At 71.9% G+C, this 16,172-nt stretch carries 15 protein-coding genes; 5 read left to right on the top strand and 10 right to left on the bottom strand.

The window, feature by feature from the left end; translation table 11 throughout:
• Positions 1 to 234: 234 nt before the first annotated feature.
• The 5 genes from RS86_RS03880 to RS86_RS03860 form a co-directional block, all read right to left on the bottom strand.
• A complete protein-coding gene (locus RS86_RS03880; RefSeq protein ID WP_045270913.1) occupies positions 235 to 1,056 on the bottom strand; it encodes an ABC transporter permease in 822 nt (273 codons plus the stop codon).
• On the bottom strand, positions 1,053 to 1,997 hold the full coding sequence (locus RS86_RS03875) for an ABC transporter ATP-binding protein (protein ID WP_045270912.1): 945 nt from the start codon (positions 1,995 to 1,997) through the stop codon (positions 1,053 to 1,055). Before RS86_RS03875 ends, RS86_RS03880 begins: the two co-directional genes overlap by 4 nt.
• Before the next feature lie 586 nt (positions 1,998 to 2,583).
• Positions 2,584 to 3,441 carry a polyphosphate kinase 2 family protein gene (locus tag RS86_RS03870; RefSeq protein WP_045270911.1) on the bottom strand — a complete coding sequence of 286 codons (858 nt, stop codon included), beginning with the start codon at positions 3,439 to 3,441 and terminating at the stop codon, positions 2,584 to 2,586.
• Positions 3,442 to 3,504: 63 nt separating this feature from the next.
• Entirely contained in the window at positions 3,505 to 5,109 is a 1,605-nt protein-coding gene (gene menD, locus RS86_RS03865; RefSeq protein ID WP_235281600.1) for a 2-succinyl-5-enolpyruvyl-6-hydroxy-3-cyclohexene-1-carboxylic-acid synthase, read from the bottom strand.
• A gap of 113 nt (positions 5,110 to 5,222) precedes the next feature.
• Complete coding sequence (locus RS86_RS03860) at positions 5,223 to 5,582, bottom strand: PLD nuclease N-terminal domain-containing protein (RefSeq protein ID WP_045270909.1); 360 nt, start codon at positions 5,580 to 5,582, stop codon at positions 5,223 to 5,225.
• Between the two features lie 126 nt (positions 5,583 to 5,708).
• On the opposite strand from RS86_RS03860, the gene RS86_RS03855 reads away from it, so the two are divergent.
• Positions 5,709 to 6,062, top strand: coding sequence for a DUF4229 domain-containing protein (locus RS86_RS03855; RefSeq protein ID WP_045270908.1), 354 nt, complete (start codon positions 5,709 to 5,711; stop codon positions 6,060 to 6,062).
• An 80-nt stretch (positions 6,063 to 6,142) separates the two neighbouring features.
• On the opposite strand, the gene RS86_RS03850 is transcribed toward RS86_RS03855, so the two are convergent.
• The 3 genes from RS86_RS03850 to RS86_RS03840 are packed head-to-tail and all read right to left on the bottom strand — an operon-like array spanning position 6,143 to position 7,488.
• Positions 6,143 to 6,787 carry a dihydrofolate reductase family protein gene (locus RS86_RS03850; RefSeq protein WP_045270907.1) on the bottom strand — a complete coding sequence of 215 codons (645 nt, stop codon included), beginning with the start codon at positions 6,785 to 6,787 and terminating at the stop codon, positions 6,143 to 6,145.
• A 30-nt stretch (positions 6,788 to 6,817) separates the two neighbouring features.
• A complete protein-coding gene (locus RS86_RS03845; RefSeq protein ID WP_045270906.1) occupies positions 6,818 to 7,108 on the bottom strand; it encodes a DUF4287 domain-containing protein in 291 nt (96 codons plus the stop codon).
• Positions 7,109 to 7,131: 23 nt separating this feature from the next.
• The gene (locus tag RS86_RS03840) at positions 7,132 to 7,488 is read right to left on the bottom strand and encodes a cupin domain-containing protein (RefSeq protein ID WP_045270905.1); all 357 of its coding nucleotides are present in this window, start codon (positions 7,486 to 7,488) and stop codon (positions 7,132 to 7,134) included.
• Between the two features lie 67 nt (positions 7,489 to 7,555).
• Here RS86_RS03840 and RS86_RS03835 point away from each other — a divergent pair, with 67 nt between their 5' ends.
• Positions 7,556 to 8,572, top strand: coding sequence for an ArsR/SmtB family transcription factor (locus tag RS86_RS03835; protein ID WP_235281593.1), 1,017 nt, complete (start codon positions 7,556 to 7,558; stop codon positions 8,570 to 8,572).
• Between the two features lie 20 nt (positions 8,573 to 8,592).
• Here RS86_RS03835 and helR read toward each other — a convergent pair whose 3' ends face one another.
• A complete protein-coding gene (gene helR / locus RS86_RS03830; RefSeq protein WP_235281592.1) occupies positions 8,593 to 10,815 on the bottom strand; it encodes an RNA polymerase recycling motor ATPase HelR in 2,223 nt (740 codons plus the stop codon).
• A 292-nt stretch (positions 10,816 to 11,107) separates the two neighbouring features.
• Between helR and RS86_RS03825 the strand changes: the two genes are divergently transcribed.
• The gene (locus tag RS86_RS03825) at positions 11,108 to 12,394 is read left to right on the top strand and encodes a M18 family aminopeptidase (protein WP_045270903.1); all 1,287 of its coding nucleotides are present in this window, start codon (positions 11,108 to 11,110) and stop codon (positions 12,392 to 12,394) included.
• A gap of 109 nt (positions 12,395 to 12,503) precedes the next feature.
• Here the strand turns inward: RS86_RS03825 and RS86_RS03820 are convergent, their stop codons facing one another.
• Positions 12,504 to 13,877 carry a pyridoxal phosphate-dependent decarboxylase family protein gene (locus RS86_RS03820; RefSeq protein ID WP_045270902.1) on the bottom strand — a complete coding sequence of 458 codons (1,374 nt, stop codon included), beginning with the start codon at positions 13,875 to 13,877 and terminating at the stop codon, positions 12,504 to 12,506.
• 219 nt (positions 13,878 to 14,096) lie between these two features.
• On the opposite strand from RS86_RS03820, the gene RS86_RS03815 reads away from it, so the two are divergent.
• Entirely contained in the window at positions 14,097 to 15,557 is a 1,461-nt protein-coding gene (locus RS86_RS03815) for a purine-cytosine permease family protein (RefSeq protein ID WP_045270901.1), read from the top strand.
• Positions 15,554 to 16,172: cysteine hydrolase family protein (locus tag RS86_RS03810; protein WP_152642058.1), on the top strand; the 619-nt coding region annotated here is incomplete at its 3' end. The genes RS86_RS03815 and RS86_RS03810, both read left to right, overlap by 4 nt.

Below are 16,172 nucleotides of genomic sequence, written 5' to 3'. Positions count from 1 at the left end.
AGGGCGATCACGAGCGGGCGCAGGGCGCCCCGGCTGTCGCCACCTGCGACGAGCCGTATCTTCAGGAAACCGGTCGCGACCGGGTCCGCACATCCGCTTCGGGGAGGATCCCGCCCATCTCGGGGTCGTCCTCAAGTACCACATCCGGGTGCGTCGGCCGCGCGAGCAGACGACGTCGCCCCCTCCGGCACGGACGGCCGGAGGGGGCGACGGGGCGAGGGAGACGCGCGGCGATCAGGCGTCGCGCGAGCGCAGCACCACCCAGGATCCGAGCAGCCCCGCGGCCACCCAGGCGCCGAGCGTGAGGAACGCCACGCCCGCGGACATCGGCGCCGTGTCGCTGGGCAGGATCGCGTTCTGCGCGGCCGACAGCGGCAGGTAGTTCGCCGCGTCCAGCACCCACTTCCAGGACTCGCCCGCGAAGGCGAAGAAGTTCGACATGATCGGCAGCACGAACAGCAGCCCGACCGTCGCGGCGATCGCGCCGGCGCCGGAGCGCAGCATGAAGCCGAACGAGACGCCGATCAGCGCGCACACCGCCATCGTCGCGGCGGCCGACAGCAGCGGCAGGAGCACCTTGTCGGGCGCGCCCCACTCGAGCGCCTCACCGTGCGCGCCGAGGATCGTCGAGACGATGACGGCGGCGATCACGAACATCACCAGGGAGGCGAGGAAGAGGAACACCGCGAGCACGGCGGCCTTCGCGACCAGCACCCGCCCGCGAAGCGGATCCGCGGTGAGGGTGGAGCGGATCATGCCCGTGGAGTACTCGCCGGTGACCGCGATCGCACCCAGGATCCCCGCGAGGAGAGCCGTGAACTGGATCGGCGAGACGACGGCCATGATGCCGTTGACGCCCTGGCGCACGGCGCCCGTCGACGTGAAGGCGAACGCGATCAGCACGGCGATGCCGATGGTGAGCGCGGCGGTGATCGCGATCGACCACCAGGTCGAGCGCAGCGTGCTCAGCTTGATCCACTCGCTGCGGAGGCTCCGGGGGAAGCTCAGGCGGAACCGGCCCGAGACGGCGGGGACGGCGGGAGCGACGGCGCTCATGCGACCACCTCCGGGATCGGTGCGCCGGCTTCCGACACGGCGCGGGTGCGGTATTCGACGGCCTCGCCGGTGAGGGCGAGGTACGCGTCCTCCAGCGAACCGCTGGTGGGGGTGAGCTCGTGCAGCGGGATGCCTCGCTCTGCGGCGAGGTCGCCGATCCACCACGCCTCGGGACCGGTGACGTCGATCACGTCGTGACCCGAGGGGGTGACCAGGGCGCCGGCCGCGACGAGCAGGTCGCCGAGCTCGGCGGCTCGGGGGCTCCGCACCCGCACCTGGGCGGTGGTCCACTGCTGCACGAGCTGCGCCAGCGGCGCATCCGCGAGCACTCGGCCGCGGCCCAGCACGATCACGTGGTCGGCGGTCTGCGACATCTCGCTCATGAGGTGGCTGGAGAGCAGCACCGTGCGTCCCTCGGACGCGGCATGCCGCACGAACTCGCGCACCCAGCGCACGCCCTCGGGGTCGAGGCCGTTGACCGGCTCGTCCAGGATGAGCGTGTGCGGGTCGCCGAGCAGAGCTGCGGCGATGCCGAGGCGCTGCCCCATGCCGAGGGAGAACCCGCCCGCACGCTTGCGGGAGACGGATCCGATGCCCGTGATCTCGATCACCTCGTCGACGCGCTTCGACGGGAGTCCGTGCGTGGCGGCGAGCGCGCGCAGGTGGTTGCGGGCGGAGCGGCCCGTGTGCACGGCCTTGGCGTCCAGCAGCACGCCGACCTCGGTGAGGGGCGCGCGCAGACGGCGGTACTCCTGGCCGTTCACGGTGACGCGGCCCGCGCTCGGGCGGTCCAGGCCCACGATCATGCGCATCGTGGTCGACTTGCCGGCACCGTTCGGCCCGAGGAAGCCGGTGACCGACCCCGGCTGGACGGTGAACGACACGTTGTCGACCGCGGTCTTGGGTCCATATCTCTTGCTGAGGCCCTCTGCTGTGATCATGCCTTCGACGCTATGCGGCGACGGGCCCTCCGCGCATCCCTCTGGAGGATGACTCGGGGAACCCCCGAGGATGACTCCGGATACCCCGAATGTCCCGGTGGCTCCAGGGATCCAGGGCCTCGCCCTGCGCTGTGCTCGCTCGCATTGATGCGCACCTCGAGTGGACGGGCACCCCCACGTCCGCGCCCCCTCGCAGCGTCCGCGCCCCCTCGCACGGACGCGCACAGGAGGGGGCGCCGATGCCACGAGGGGGCGCCGACGCCCCGGCCCGGCCTGCTCGATCCCCGGCTGCCCCGACCGCAGCCGCGCCGGTTGCGGCTGCTCCATCCCCGGTTTGGGGCGCGGGCTGCCGTTTTGGGGCGCGTCGCGCCCGGAATCCACGACGAGACGCGCCCCAAAACGAGAGAGCACGCCCCAACCAAGCATCAGTCTGGGACCGGCCCGGAGCGAGGCTCCCCCTCCACCCCTGTTTTGGGGCGTGATTCATCGGTTCGGGGCGCGGGAGCCCCGGAATCCACGTCGAGACGCGCCCCAAAACGGAACGGCACGCCCCAAAACGGGGATCACCCCCGACCGAATCCCCGGGTCAGCTCGCGGCGAGGCGCTTCTTCTCGGCCGCGACGTCGTAGTCGGCGACGGGCCACTGCGGATCGATGTCCTCGAGCGCGGCCAGCAGCAGCTCCTGCACCGCGAGACGGGCGTACCACTTGCGGTTCGCCGGGATCACGTACCAGGGGGCGTCGTCGGTCGAGGTGCGCTCGAAGACGGTGTCGTACGCCACCATGTAGTCGTCCCAGAGCAGGCGCTCGTCCGTGTCGCCGGGATTGAACTTCCAGTGCTTCTCCGGGCGCTCGAGCCGCTCCATCAGGCGCTGCTTCTGCTCGTCGCGGGAGATGTGCAGCATGACCTTGATGATGCGGGTGCCGGAGTCCGCCACGCGCTTCTCGAAGTCGACGATCGCCCGGTAGCGGCGCTCGATCTCCTCGGCCGGCGCGAGCGCGCGCACCCGCCCGATGAGCACATCCTCGTAGTGCGAGCGGTCGAAGACGCCGATCTTGCCCTCCGCGGGCAGGCGCTTCTCGATGCGCCAGAGGAAGTCGTGCTGCAGCTCCTCGGCGGTCGGCGCCTTGAACGCGGCGAGCTCGATGCCCTGCGGATCCACGCCGCCGACGACGTGCCGGACGATGCCGCCCTTGCCCGCCGAGTCCATCGCCTGCAGCACGAGCAGCACACTCGCCTGCGCCTCGCCCACCGCGGAGCGCGCGAAGAGCCGCTCCTGCAGGTCGCCGAGCGCGGCGAGCCCGGACGCCAGCGACTCGGCTCCGTCGGTCTTCTTCCCCTGGTACCCGGGCGTCGCTTCGGGATCGACTCCGCTCAGACCGGCGGAGGTGACGCGGAGGACTTCCGAAGCGGGGGCGGTCCACCCGGCGGAGTGCTGGCTCATGGCCCCATGATGCCGCATCCGCCTGGCCGCATCGGAGCGGAGCGGATCTCGGCGCGCCGGGCGTCAGCGCGCCAGCGGCACCTCGATCAGCTGCGGTCCCTCGACCTCCGCGGACAGCGCGCGCTCGAGCTCGTCGGGGGTCGCCGCCCGCGCATAGGCCCACCCGTACGCCGCAGCGAGAGGTGCCAGCGCGACGGTCTGCGGCGTGTAGAAGGCGCGGTCGAGGTCCTCCGTCGCGGCGGTGCCGGCGACCTCGAGCCCGTCGAAGATCGTCCCTCCCCCGTCGTTGCCGACGACGACCTGGATCCGCGGAGCCGGTTCGTCACCGGGCAGCAGCAGGGATCCGACATCGTGCAGGAGCGACAGGTCGCCGAGCAGCACCCGGGTGACCCCGGCGCCCGCGAGGGCGAGGCCGACGCCCGTCGCGATCGTGCCGTCGATGCCGGCGAGCCCGCGATTCGCGTGCACGCGCAGGTCCTTGCCCTCGAGGATCTGGTCGGCCACCCGGACGATCCGCGAGGATCCGAAAAGCAGAAGGTCTTCGGATCCGGTCGCCGCCCACACCGCCCGCACCAGCGCGGCGCGGTCCAGCGGGCGGTCGACACCGACACCAGCACCGACACCAGCACCAGCACCAGCACCAGCACCAGCACCCGCACCGTCCACCGGCATCCCGGCCCGGGTCCACGCGGCCAGCCACGCCTCAGCATCCGCGCCGGTGCCCGCCTCCGCGTCGACGTCGATCGCGCGCGCGTCGACCGCGGCGCCGGAGAGGTTCAGCCGCTCACCGCCCCGGCGCACGGCGATCACCTCGAGGTCCGTGCGGCGCAGCAGGGCCGCGACCTCGCGACTGAGCGTCGGGTGCCCGAAGACGATCACGCGCTCGATCCGGTCGGCGAGGGCGGGGTCGCGCAGCCGTTCGCGGTAGGCGGGGACGAGATGGGCGCCGAAGCGGGATCCGCTCACGACCTCGGCGACGAGCGGCCAGCCGCCGGCGCGGGCGATCCGCTCGGCGTCCGGACCGGCGTCCGCCCCGGCGACGACGAGCGTGCGCGGATCCCGGGCGATCCGCAGCGGCTCCCCGGGTGCGAGTTGCGGAGCGGATCCGAGGGTGGCGCGGAGCGGATCCGGCATCGGCCCGGACAGCGGCTCGCGCGTGGGCAGGTTCAGGTGCACGGGTCCGGCGACGCCGTCGAGCCCCTCGCCCGGCGCGCCGAGGGCCACGGCCACGGCATCGGCCGCGAGCGCTTCGAAGTGCGCCGGCTCGACCTCCCCCGGCACAGGCGCGTCGATGCTCGAACGCGCCCAGGGCCGGTACATGCCGGGCTGGATCGTGGCCTGGTTCGCCCCGACGCCGCGCAGCTCGGGAGGCCGGTCTGCGGTCAGCAGGATCAGCGGCATCCCGGCGTGGAACGCCTCCATCGCGGCGGGCAGGTATCCGGCGGCGGCGGTGCCAGAGGTGCACACGAGTGCCGCCGGCACGCCGGTTCCGCGGCCGAGGCCCAGGGCGGTGAAGCCGGCGACCCGTTCGTCGATCCGCACGTGCACGCGCACGGATCCGGATCGGGCGAGCGCGACGGCGGCGAGCGCGAGCGCCTGGGAGCGCGAGCCGGGAGACAGCACGATGTCGCGGACGCCGTGCGCGATGAGGCCGGTCAGCAGGCGCACGGCCGCCTCGGTCGCGGGAGATGACGCGGGAGACGACAAAGAAGACGAGGGAGACGCCTCACGCCCTGTGGTCCCCGCCGCGGCGGGCGCGGGATCCGCGAAGGGCGGCGGTGTCACGGGCGCGGGCCGGGGGTGTCGGTGTCGCCGCGGTCGTCGAAACGGGACAGCTCCTCCTGGAGCTCCTGGATCAGCCGCTCCTGCTCGGCAGCACTGATCCGGTCGGCCGGCCGCCCGGCCGGATCGACGTCGTCGAGCGGCAGGTAGCGCTCCTGATCCGCGGTGCGTCCGCGCCGTGTGCGCCCGATCGCGAACCACAGCAGGCCGCCGATCACGGGGAAGACGACCACGATCGCGATCCACACGCCCTTGGGCACGCCGCGGTGCCGGCTCGCCGGCTGCACGATGCAGTCGACGATGCTGAACACCCAGAAGACCGCGGCCAGGAAGCCGCCGATCACAAGGAAACGTGCCACCCTTCCAGTGTAGGCATGCCCGCGGCTCCCGGATCCGCCCTGCGGCAGCACCGCGGAACTCGCGGACCGAGCATCGGCATAGGGACCTCACAGCGCGTGCCGAACGCGCCCTCCTAGACTGAACGCGTGAAACTTCCTCCCCTGCTCGTCTACTCGGTGCTGCGCCTGCTGGCGTTCCTCGTGCCGCTGGGGATCCTGTGGTTCTTCTTCCCCATCTTCCGGGAGTTCTGGTGGCTGGCGGCCCTGTTCGCCGCGCTCATCGGCATCAGCATCTCGCTGCTGTTCCTGCGCAGCCCTCTCTCCGACGCGTCGCGTGCGATCTACGCCAAGCGCTCGTCGAAGGTCGCCTCCACTCCCTCCGACGAGGACATCGAGGACGCCGAGGCTCCCGATTCCGACGGAACGGACCCGCGTGGACCCGCTGCGAACGGCACCGGAGCGAACGACTCGGGCGACGCCGGATCCCGTCACGCGGCCTGACCGCCACTCCCCCTGACCGCCAAGCCCCCTGACCACCGAACCGCTGTCGTCCAGCGCGCCCGTGGGCCTGCTCAGTCGCGTCAGTCGCGCGCGAACGTCAGGTGCACGACACCGCTCTCGGCGACCTCGCTCGTGACCGCGTAGTCGCTCTCGAGCCCGCGCAGGTCCGCCCACAGGTTCTTGCCGCGCCCGAGCAGGATCGGCGTGATGCCGACGTGCAGGCGGTCGACGAGCCCCGCGGCCAGGAACGAGCGCACCGTGTCGACGCCGCCGCCGATGCGCACGTCGGCGCCGGCCGCCGCCGCAGTGGCGAGCGCGAGCGCCTCCTCCGGGGCCGCGTCGAGGAAGCGGAACTCCGTGCCGTTGTCGAACGAGATCGGCGCGCGGCCCGCACTGTGCGTCAGCACGAACACCGGGCAGTGGAACGGCGGCTCCTCGCCCCACCAGCCGCGCCAGTCCGCATCGTCGGGGAAGTTGTGCAGCCCGAACATGCCCGCGCCCATGATCTCCGCGCCGATGTTCTCGAAGTATGCGGCGCCGTAGCGATCATCGACACCGGTGGTGCCGCCGGACGGATCGCCCAGGACGCGCGCGCGGAAGGTGCGCGTCGCGGTGTACGCGGCCACGAGACGGCCCCAGTCCTCCCCGAAAGGGTTCTCGGGGGTCTGGTCGGTCGTGGTGGCGTATCCGTCCAGAGAGATGTTGAGGTCGACGCGAACGGCCATGTGCGGTGTCCTTGCTGGTAGCGGGCGGGCTCAGCCGAGCGGGTTCGAGTCCTTGCCGTCGAGCCAGAGCGTATCGCTCGCATCGCGGTGCACGCCATCGGTTCCGACATGCTTCGCGCTGATGGTCGGCCCCTTCGTGATCACGTGCACGATCGCCATGCCGTGGCCGCGCCCGAGGTCGTACTCGGACTTCAGCCACTCGAGGATCGGCGTCGCCTTGGTGTCGGGGCCGAAGCCCTGCGCGGCGGCGAGGTCGACGATCTGGCGGGGGGTGAGGCCGGTCTTGGTCTCGACGGCGTCGAGGTATGCCTGGAAGGACATCGTTCTTCTCCTTGAAGGTGCGGTCAGTCGACCACGGTCTGGATGATGACGGCGGAGGCGTGAATGCCTATCAGTCGCATTGTGCCGGATCCTACGTTCTCGAAGCGATGCGGCACGAAGGCGGGGCCGGTGATCGTGTCGCCCGCGGTCGCCGTGATGGTGCGGTCGCCGACGGTGAACGCGGCATCGCCCTCCAGCACGACCCAGGTCTCGGGATACGGGTGCCAGTGCAGCAGGGATCCCTGTCCCGGCTGGTTGTCGACGTAGAAGTACGAGACGCCGGCGCCGTGCTCGGCGCCTTCGAAGCGTCGTCCGTTGCCGGTGCCGAGGCGGATCTCCTCTGGTGCGATGACGGCGATGTCGGGGGCGATGCTGCTCATGATCTGGTCCTCTCTGCGGGGTGCTCCCACTCTCGCGGGGGCGCGCTTCGCGACGTAGAGTTTCGATGTGGATCGAAACATGGAGGGCGTGGAGTGGGAGCACCACCGTGTCGACTTCCGGCTCAGTCCCGGTGACATCCAGGCCGTGCGATTCGGCGTCTCGCCCGGGCACGAGCTCGCCCATGCGATCCGCGTGCTGCTGCGACCGGAGCAGTACCCGCTCGCCTGGGGGTGGCTGAAGGAGTTCCGCGGGCGGGTCCCGCGTGAAGCCTTCGGCGTGCTCGCGCAGGTGATCGGGGCCGACGGCTACATGCCGGACTTCCTCACCACGACCGCCCGTTGGGACCTCACCCCCGATGACGAGCTCGCGGCGATCCGCTCCGCTCCCCTCGCGGGAATGCGCGTCGACCTCGCGAAGATGGTCGTGCGCTCCTCCGGCCGGCGCCAGGAGGCGCTGCGCGGCATGCAGGACGACCCTGCGCGGGCGCGCACCGTCATCGCCGATGCCTGGGCTGAGGTCTGGGAGAGCGCGATGGCGCCGGTCTGGCCGCAGCTCGAGCGGATACTGCGCGCGGACGTCGCGGTGCGCTCCCGCAGCGTCGCGACTGAGGGGCTCGCAGCGATGGCCTCCGGCATCCACCCCTGGGTGAGCTGGGGCGACGGATCCGTGCGGGTGCGACTGCGCCGGCACAGCGAGGACGTCGACTGCCGAGGCAGCGGACTGGTGCTCGTTCCCTCCGTGATGTCGTCCTGGGGCTGCATGGTGATCACGGAGCCGCCCGCCCAGCCGACGCTGTACTACCCCGCCCGCGGGGTGACCGCCGGCTGGGCCAGGGACGCGGACGACCTCGTGCACGCGCTCGAGGCGCTGGTCGGCCCCGTCCGCGCCGGCATCCTGCTCGCCGCGCATGTGCCGCGCACAACGACCCGCGTGGCGGAGGAGGCGGGGATCGCCGCATCCACCGCCTCACATCACCTCAGGGTGCTGCGCGACGCCGGCCTGGTCGTGAGCACGCGCGACGGGGCGCGGATGATGCATCTGCGCAGCCCGCTCGGTGAGGCGCTCGTCGGCGCCGCGCTCTGATCCCCCGGGGGGTCACTCGCTCAACGACCCCGGTCGAGCACGACGAGCTCCTGGGTCGCGCGGGTCATCGCGACGTATCGGTCCACCGCGCCCTCGATGCCCTCGCCGAAGGACTCCGGATCCACGAGCACGACGAGGTCGAACTCGAGCCCCTTCGCAGTCATGGGCGTGCGGAACCGCACCCGCGCATCCGGGAACGGCCGGTCGTCGCCGATCACGCAGGCGATGCCGTCGTCGTGCGCCGCGAGCCAGGCGGCGAGGATCCCGTCACGGTCCGCGGGCGTCGCGTGGCGCACCGGGATCCCGCTCGCGCGCACCGAGACCGGGACGTTCGCGTCGGGCAGGGCGGCGCGGATCGCGGGCTCTGCCTCCGCCATGACCTCCTCTGGCGTGCGGTAGTTGATGCGCAGCGACGCCTGCGCGATGCGCCGCAGCCCCACCCGCTCCAGCCGCTCGGTCCACGACTCGCGGAACCCGTGCCTGGCCTGCGCCCGGTCGCCGACGATCGTGAGGCTCTGCGACGGCACGCGCCTCAGCAGCATCGCCCACTCCGCATCGCTGAGCTCCTGGGCCTCGTCGACGATCACGTGCGCGAACGGCCCGGCGAGCGCATCGGAGTCGAGACGCGGCAGAGCAGCCTCGTCCTGCAGCATCGCGCGCACCCCCGCGCTCTCGTCGCCGAAGAAGAACCCGGTGATCGCGCTCTCCTTGTCGTCATCGGCCGCGAGCAGCTCGTCCAGCACCCGCTCGCGCTGCTCCCGCTCCTCGGCGGACACGGCCTCCTGCCGCCGTCGCTGCCGCGCCCCCTCCGGATCCCCGGTGAGCGCACGGGCCGCGTCGAGCAGCGGCAGATCCTGGCGCGTCCACGCCCTCGCGTCCTCCCTTCGCAGCACCGCGCGCTCGTCGTCCGCGAGCCAGGGCGCACAGATCCGCAGGTACGCCGGCGTCGCCCAGAGATCGGCGACGACCCCGGCCGGATCCAGCACCGGCCAGGCCGCCACGAATGCGCGCTGCAGCGCGTCGCTCTGCCGCAGGGCGCGATCGAGCTGCCGCGGCGGCACGTCCTCGTCGGCGTTGTCCTCCACGAGAGCGCCGATCAACGCCTCCCAGACGACGTCCCTCGCGTCATTGTGCGACGTGCCGGGCTCCGGCGCGTCGAACGCCTCTGTCCATACCGCCGGCTCCACGATCACGTCGCGCCACGGCGTCTCCACGAAGAGGCGGGCGCTCGGCGCGTGCTCGTGATAACGGACCGCGGAGGCCACGGCGTCGAGCAGGCGGGCGTTCGACTTCAGGATCCTCGCGAGCGGATCCCGCTCATCCGGCATGCGGTCGCCGGCCCTCCCCTCCCGGACCAGGTCCGACAGCGTGCACACGCGGACGCTGTCCTCGCCGAGCCCCGGCAGCACGTCCTCGATGTAGGCCAGGTACGGCTGGTGCGGCCCGATGAACAGGATCCCGCCGTGGCCGAGCCGCTGCTCGGCGTGCATCAGGTAGGCGGCCCGGTGCAGTGCGACGACCGTCTTGCCCGTGCCGGGTCCGCCGTCCACGACCAGAGGGGCGCGGGACGAGGCCCGGATGATCGCGTCCTGGTCCGCCTGGATCGTGCTGAGGACGTCGCGCATCCGCGGCGAGCGCGAGGCGCCGAGACTGGCGATGAAGGCGGACTGGTCGTCGAGCGCGGCCGCGCCCTCGAGTCCCTCGGGGTCGAACACCTCGTCCCAGTAGTCGGTGATGCGACGCGAGGCCCAGCGGTACCGACGGCGGCTGATCAGGCCCTCCGGATCCGCGTGCGTCGCGGCGAAGAACGGCTCGGCCGCCGGCGCGCGCCAGTCCACGAGCAGCCGTCGACCGTCGGCGTCGGACAGCCCGATGCGCCCGATGTAGACGGATTCGGACCCGGCCGCGCCGGCGACGACCATGCGCCCGAGGCACAGGTCGACGCCGAACCGGCCCAGCAGCTGCAGGCGCGAGCTCGAGCGATGGATCTCGAGGTCGCGCTCGAGCGCCTCCTGCCCGGCACGCGCCGGGGCGGCGCGGAGTCGGACGAGGCGCTCCTGGAGAGCCGCGATCTCCTCGGCGAGGCGGTCGCGGATCGCGGCGAGGTGGGCATCGTCGGCGGCGATGAGGGCCGGATCCGCCTTGCGGGAGACAGCGGGCGGCAGAGCGAAGACCGACGGCGACCACGAAGGGGCCTGCGGGTCGGCGACGAGGGCGGTGACGGGGGTGGATTCAGGGCGCACGGATCCTCCGATTCCTGGGCGAAACCACACAGTCTGCCCCCGCAGGGGGGCCTTGCCGCAAGCCCCACCCCCGCCGTTAGAATGGAAGTGCAGGGAGTGGTCCGCACGGATCCGCTCCCTTTTCCATTCCCCGACGTTCAGGTCGCACTTTCGGCGCGAGAACGGCGGCCGGAGGAGCAGAAATCGCGACCTGAGCGCTGGGCGCATCCATCTCGCGGACACGCCGCACGGCTAGCATCGAAGGTGCTCTGCGCCGCCTCGGCGGTCGCGCACCCGCCCCGGAAGGATCCTCATGTCCCACGCCGCTTCCGCCCGTACGCACGTCGAGGATCTGGCGGACTATGTCGCCGCCTCCCCGTCCAGCTATCACGCGGCGGAGGAGGTCGCCCGGCGCCTCGAGGAGCAGGGCTTCACCCGCCTCGACGAGACCGAGGCCTGGCCGGCGCAGGCCGGCGGCCGCTTCGTGATCGTGCGCGACGGCGCCGCCATCGCCTGGGTCGTGCCGGCGGGGGCGACGGCGACTACGCCCTCGCACGTGTTCGGCGCGCACACCGACTCCCCCGGTTTCAAGCTCAAGCCGCGCCCGACCACGGGCGCCAAGGGCTGGCTCCAGGCGGCCGTGGAGGTGTACGGCGGCCCGCTGCTGAACTCGTGGCTCGACCGCGAGCTGCGCCTGGCCGGACGGCTCGCCCTCGCCGATGGCCGGGTCGTGCTCGCCTCGACCGGGCCGCTGCTGCGGCTGCCGCAGCTCGCGATCCACCTGGACCGGGGCGTGAACAACGGTCTCGCGCTCGACAAGCAGAACGAGACCCAGCCGGTGTGGGGCCTGGGCGATCCCGAGGAGGCCGATCTGCTCGCAGAGCTGGCCGGCGCGGCCGGGGTCGATCCGCTCGAGATCCGCGGCTTCGACGCCGTGGTCGCCGACAGCGCCCGAGGCGCGGTGTTCGGCAAGGACGACGCGTTCTTCGCGAGCGGACGCCTGGACGACCTCGCCTCGGTGCACGCCGGCGTGGTCGCACTCGGCGAGATCGCGGCCCACGGCGACCCGCACGCGATCGCCGTGCTCGCCGCGTTCGACCACGAGGAGCTCGGATCCGGCTCCCGCTCGGGCGCCGCCGGCCCGATCCTCGAGGACGTGCTGGAGCGCATCTATGCGGGCCTCGGTGCCGACGCCGTCGACGTGCACCGCGCGTACGCGTCGTCGTGGTGCCTGTCCAGCGACGTCGGCCACTCGGTGCACCCCAACTACGCCGGCAAGCACGACCCGGTCGTGCAGCCGGTCCTCGGATCCGGCCCGATCCTGAAGATCAACGCGAACCAGCGCTACGCCACGGACGCCGTGGGCGCCGCCGCCTGGCACCGCTGGTGCGACGCCGCCGGCGTCGTGACCCAGGAGTTCGTCTCGAACAACGACGTGCCCTGCGGATCCACGATCGGCCCGATCACGGCGACCCGCCTCGGGATCCGCACGGTCGACGTCGGGATCCCGATCCTCTCGATGCACTCCGCTCGCGAGCTCGCCGGCGTGAGCGACCTGCACGATCTCGCCGCCGTCGCGAAGGCGTTCTTCGCGGGCTGAGGCGTACCGCGCACCCCGGTCCCCGGTCCCTGAGCGAGCGCAGCGAGACGAAGGGTGCTCAGGGACCACCCTCACCCCGGTCCCTGAGCGAGCGCAGCGAGACGAAGGGTCAGCGCATCGTGTCCAGGATCCCGACGAGGTTCTCGAACGTCGTCAGCGGGTTGAGGATCGCGAACCGCGTGTTCGTGCGGCCCGCGTGCGAGCTCGGCACGACGAGCGCACGCTGCGTCTGCAGCAGCTCGTCGGACCAGCGGTCGTAGTCGGCGCGCTCCCAGCCCTCGCGCTCGAACACCACGACCGACAGTTGCGGGTCGCGCACCAGTCGCAGCTCGGGGCGGGACGCGATCTCGTCGGCGATCCGGCGCGTGAGCGAGAGCGTCGCCGAGACCGCGGTGCGGTAGGCGTCCACGCCGTAGGTCGCAAGGGAGAACCACAGCGGCAGGCCGCGCGGGCGACGGGTCAGCTGGATCGAGTAGTCCGACGGGCTGAACTCGTCGGTGTCCGTGAGGGTGTCCAGGTACTCCGCGTGCTGGGTGTGCGCGCGACGGCCGTCCTCCGGGTCGCGGTACAGCAGCGCGCAGCAGTCGAACGGCGCATACAGCCACTTGTGCGGATCCACGATGAGCGAGTCGGAGCGCTCCACGCCCGCGAACCACGCCCGAGCCTCGGGCGCGAGCATCGCGGTGAGCCCGTAGGCGCCGTCGATGTGCAGCCAGAAGTCGAACTCGTCCTTGAGCGCCGCGATCCCGGCGATGTCGTCGACGATGCCGAAGTTCGTGGATCCGGCCGTCGCGACGACCGCGAACGCGGCCTCGCCGTGCTCCTCGAGCGCCTCGCGCACGGCGTCGGCGCGCAGCTTTCCGTCGGGCCCTGCTGGCACGGCGACGACGTCGACGTCCATGATCTTCGCGGCGGACTTGTTCGAGGAGTGCGCCTCGATGCTGCACACGAGCTTCCACCGCGCGGGCAGCGGACGGCCGGCCTCGGTCAAGCGGCGCGCGGCGCGGTCTCGTGCCGCGGCGAGCGCCGACAGGTTGCCGATCGTGCCGCCCTGCACAAACACGCCGCCGGCGGTCGCGGGCAGACCGAACTCGGCCGCGAGGAACGCGAGCACCTCGTTCTCGGCGTGCACGGCGCCGGCGCCCTCGAGCCAGCTGCCGCCGTAGAGCCCTGAGGCGGAGACCACGAGGTCGAACGCAATCGAAGCGACGGTCGGCGCGGTCGGGATGAACGACAGGTACGCCGGGTGGCTCGTGGTGAGGCTCGCCGGAGCGAGGATGTGCTCGAACACGCTCAGCGCGCGCTGGGCGCCGAGCCCCTGGTCCGTGATGGTCGTGCCGACCAGGCGGCGCAGCTCGGCTTCGGGCTGGGGCTTGTCCAGCGGCACATCCGTGGCGAGCATCCGGCGACGGGAGTAGTCGAGCACGGCATCGACGATCGCAGCGGATTCGGGCGAGGCGGCATGCATGCGCGCGGCGTCCATGGAGGATCCTTCCGACCCGGAAGCCGACGGGCGCCCGGCGACGAGCCGACTGCCGCGCCGGATCAACGGGTCGGCGATATCGTACCGCGTCGCCGCGGGTCGGCCACAGGGCCCGATGCGCCCGCCCGCCTGCCGACCGGGACCCGCGCCACCCGGTCGGCGCGCATCGAATTCCGGCCGGACCGCCCACACGATCGCGACCCCTGCCAGGATGAAGCCATGTCCGCCGATTCCCAGCCCGGATCCGCCGCCCTCATCGAACGACGCGGCATCGAGATCGTCCCAGAGTCCGAGCGCACCGCGCGTCCCCGCGACCTGTTCTGGCCGTGGTTCGCGGCGAACGTCTCGGTGTTCGGCATGTCCTACGGATCCTTCCTGCTCGGGTTCGGGATCTCGCTCTGGCAGGCGACGGTCGTTGCGATCATCGGCATCGTGGTGTCGTTCGCACTGTGCGGGCTCATCGCGATCGCCGGCAAGCGCGGATCCGCACCGACCATGGTGCTGTCCCGCGCCGCATTCGGCGTGCGGGGGCAGAAGATCCCCGGCATCGTCTCGTGGCTGACCTCGATCGGGTGGGAGACCTCGCTCACGATCACGGCCGTGCTCGCGACCACGACCGTGCTGCATGCGCTCGGCTGGGTCGGCGCCGACGGCGACGTCGCGGTTCACCTCATCGCGACCGTGCTGGTCGCGGCGCTCATCGTGGGCGCCTCGGTGCTCGGCTATCACACGATCATGAAGCTGCAATCGGTGCTGACCTGGCTGACCGGGGCGTTCACCATCCTGTTCCTCATCCTCACGGTGAACAGCATCGACTGGACCAAGGCGTTCGCGCACCCCGACGGCACGCTCGCGCAGACGATCGGGGCGCTGGTCATGGTGATGACGGGCTTCGGCCTCGGCTGGATCAACATCGCGGCCGACTGGTCGCGCTACCAGAAGCGCACCGCCTCCGACTCCCAGATCGTCGCCTGGAACACGATCGGCGGATCCGTCGCTCCCATCGTGCTGGTGTTCTTCGGTCTGCTGCTGGCGGGGTCGAACGACAAGCTCAGCGCCGCGGTCGCCGCCGACCCGATCGGCGCGCTCGCGACTCTGCTGCCGACGTGGGCACTGTTCCCGTTCCTCATCGTCGCGATCCTCACCCTCGTCTCCGGCGCGGTGCTCGGCATCTACTCCTCGGGCCTGACCCTGCTGAGCCTGGGTATCCGGATCCCCCGTCCTGCGGCCGCGGCCGTCGACGGCGTGATCCTCACGATCGGCACGATCGTGGTCGTGTTCTTCGCGCAGAACTTCATCGGGCCGTTCCAGTCGTTCCTCATCACGCTCGGCGTTCCGATGGCGGCCTGGGCCGGGATCCTGATCGCCGACATCCTGCGTCGGAAGAAGGACTACGACGACGAGGCGCTCTTCGACGCGCGCGGGCGGTACGGAGCCTGGGACGGGGTCGCGATCGGCACGCTCGTCGTGGCCTCGGTCATCGGCTGGGGCTTCGTGATCAACAACTTCGCCGAGGCCGCGCCGTGGAACAACTGGCAGGGCTACTTCCTCGGCGTGATCGGCGGCAAGGACGGCGAGTGGGCCTACGCCAACCTCGGCGTCTTCTTCGCACTCGTGCTGGGCTTCGTGGTGACCTGGTTCGCGCGCGCCGGGAGGATCCGCCGCCAGGAGCAGGCATGACGGGGACGCCGCTCGCGCCGACTGCCGCGGAGGCTCCGACGCCGCTCGCGCCGACTGCTGCGGCCTGGCTCGTCGTGATCGATCCGCAGAACATCTTCGCCGCGCCGGATTCGGCGTGGGGATCCCCGATGTTCCCGGATGCGTTCGCCAACATCCGCCGCCTCGCCGACGCCGCGGCGGGCAGGGTGCTCGTGACCCGCTGGCTGCCGACCGCGGATCGGCGCACGGCGTGGGGCGACTACTTCGCGGCCTGGCCCTTCGCGGACAAGCCGGCCGACGACCCGCTCTACGACCTCGTGCCCGAGGCGCGGGACCTCTCCCCGCATCCGACGCTCGACCTGCCCACGTTCGGCAAGTGGGGCCCGGAGCTGGAGCGGATCGTGGGGTCCGCTCCGGTCGTGCTGGCTGGCGTCTCGACGGACTGCTGCGTGATCTCGACCGCGCTGGCCGCCGCCGATGCGGGTGCGCGCGTGACGATCGCCGCCGATGCGTGCGCAGGTTCGGATCCAGCCAATCACGCCGCCGCGATCCAGGTCATGTCCCTCTACCCGCCGCAGCTCACGATCACCGACACGGACGCAGCGCTCCCCCTCCTCCGGCACCCCACCCCCGAAC

The organism is Microbacterium azadirachtae (assembly GCF_000956505.1).
In the GTDB taxonomy this organism is placed as follows: Bacteria; Actinomycetota; Actinomycetes; order Actinomycetales; family Microbacteriaceae; genus Microbacterium; species Microbacterium azadirachtae_A.
This window is presented reverse-complemented; position numbering and strand designations above follow the sequence as displayed.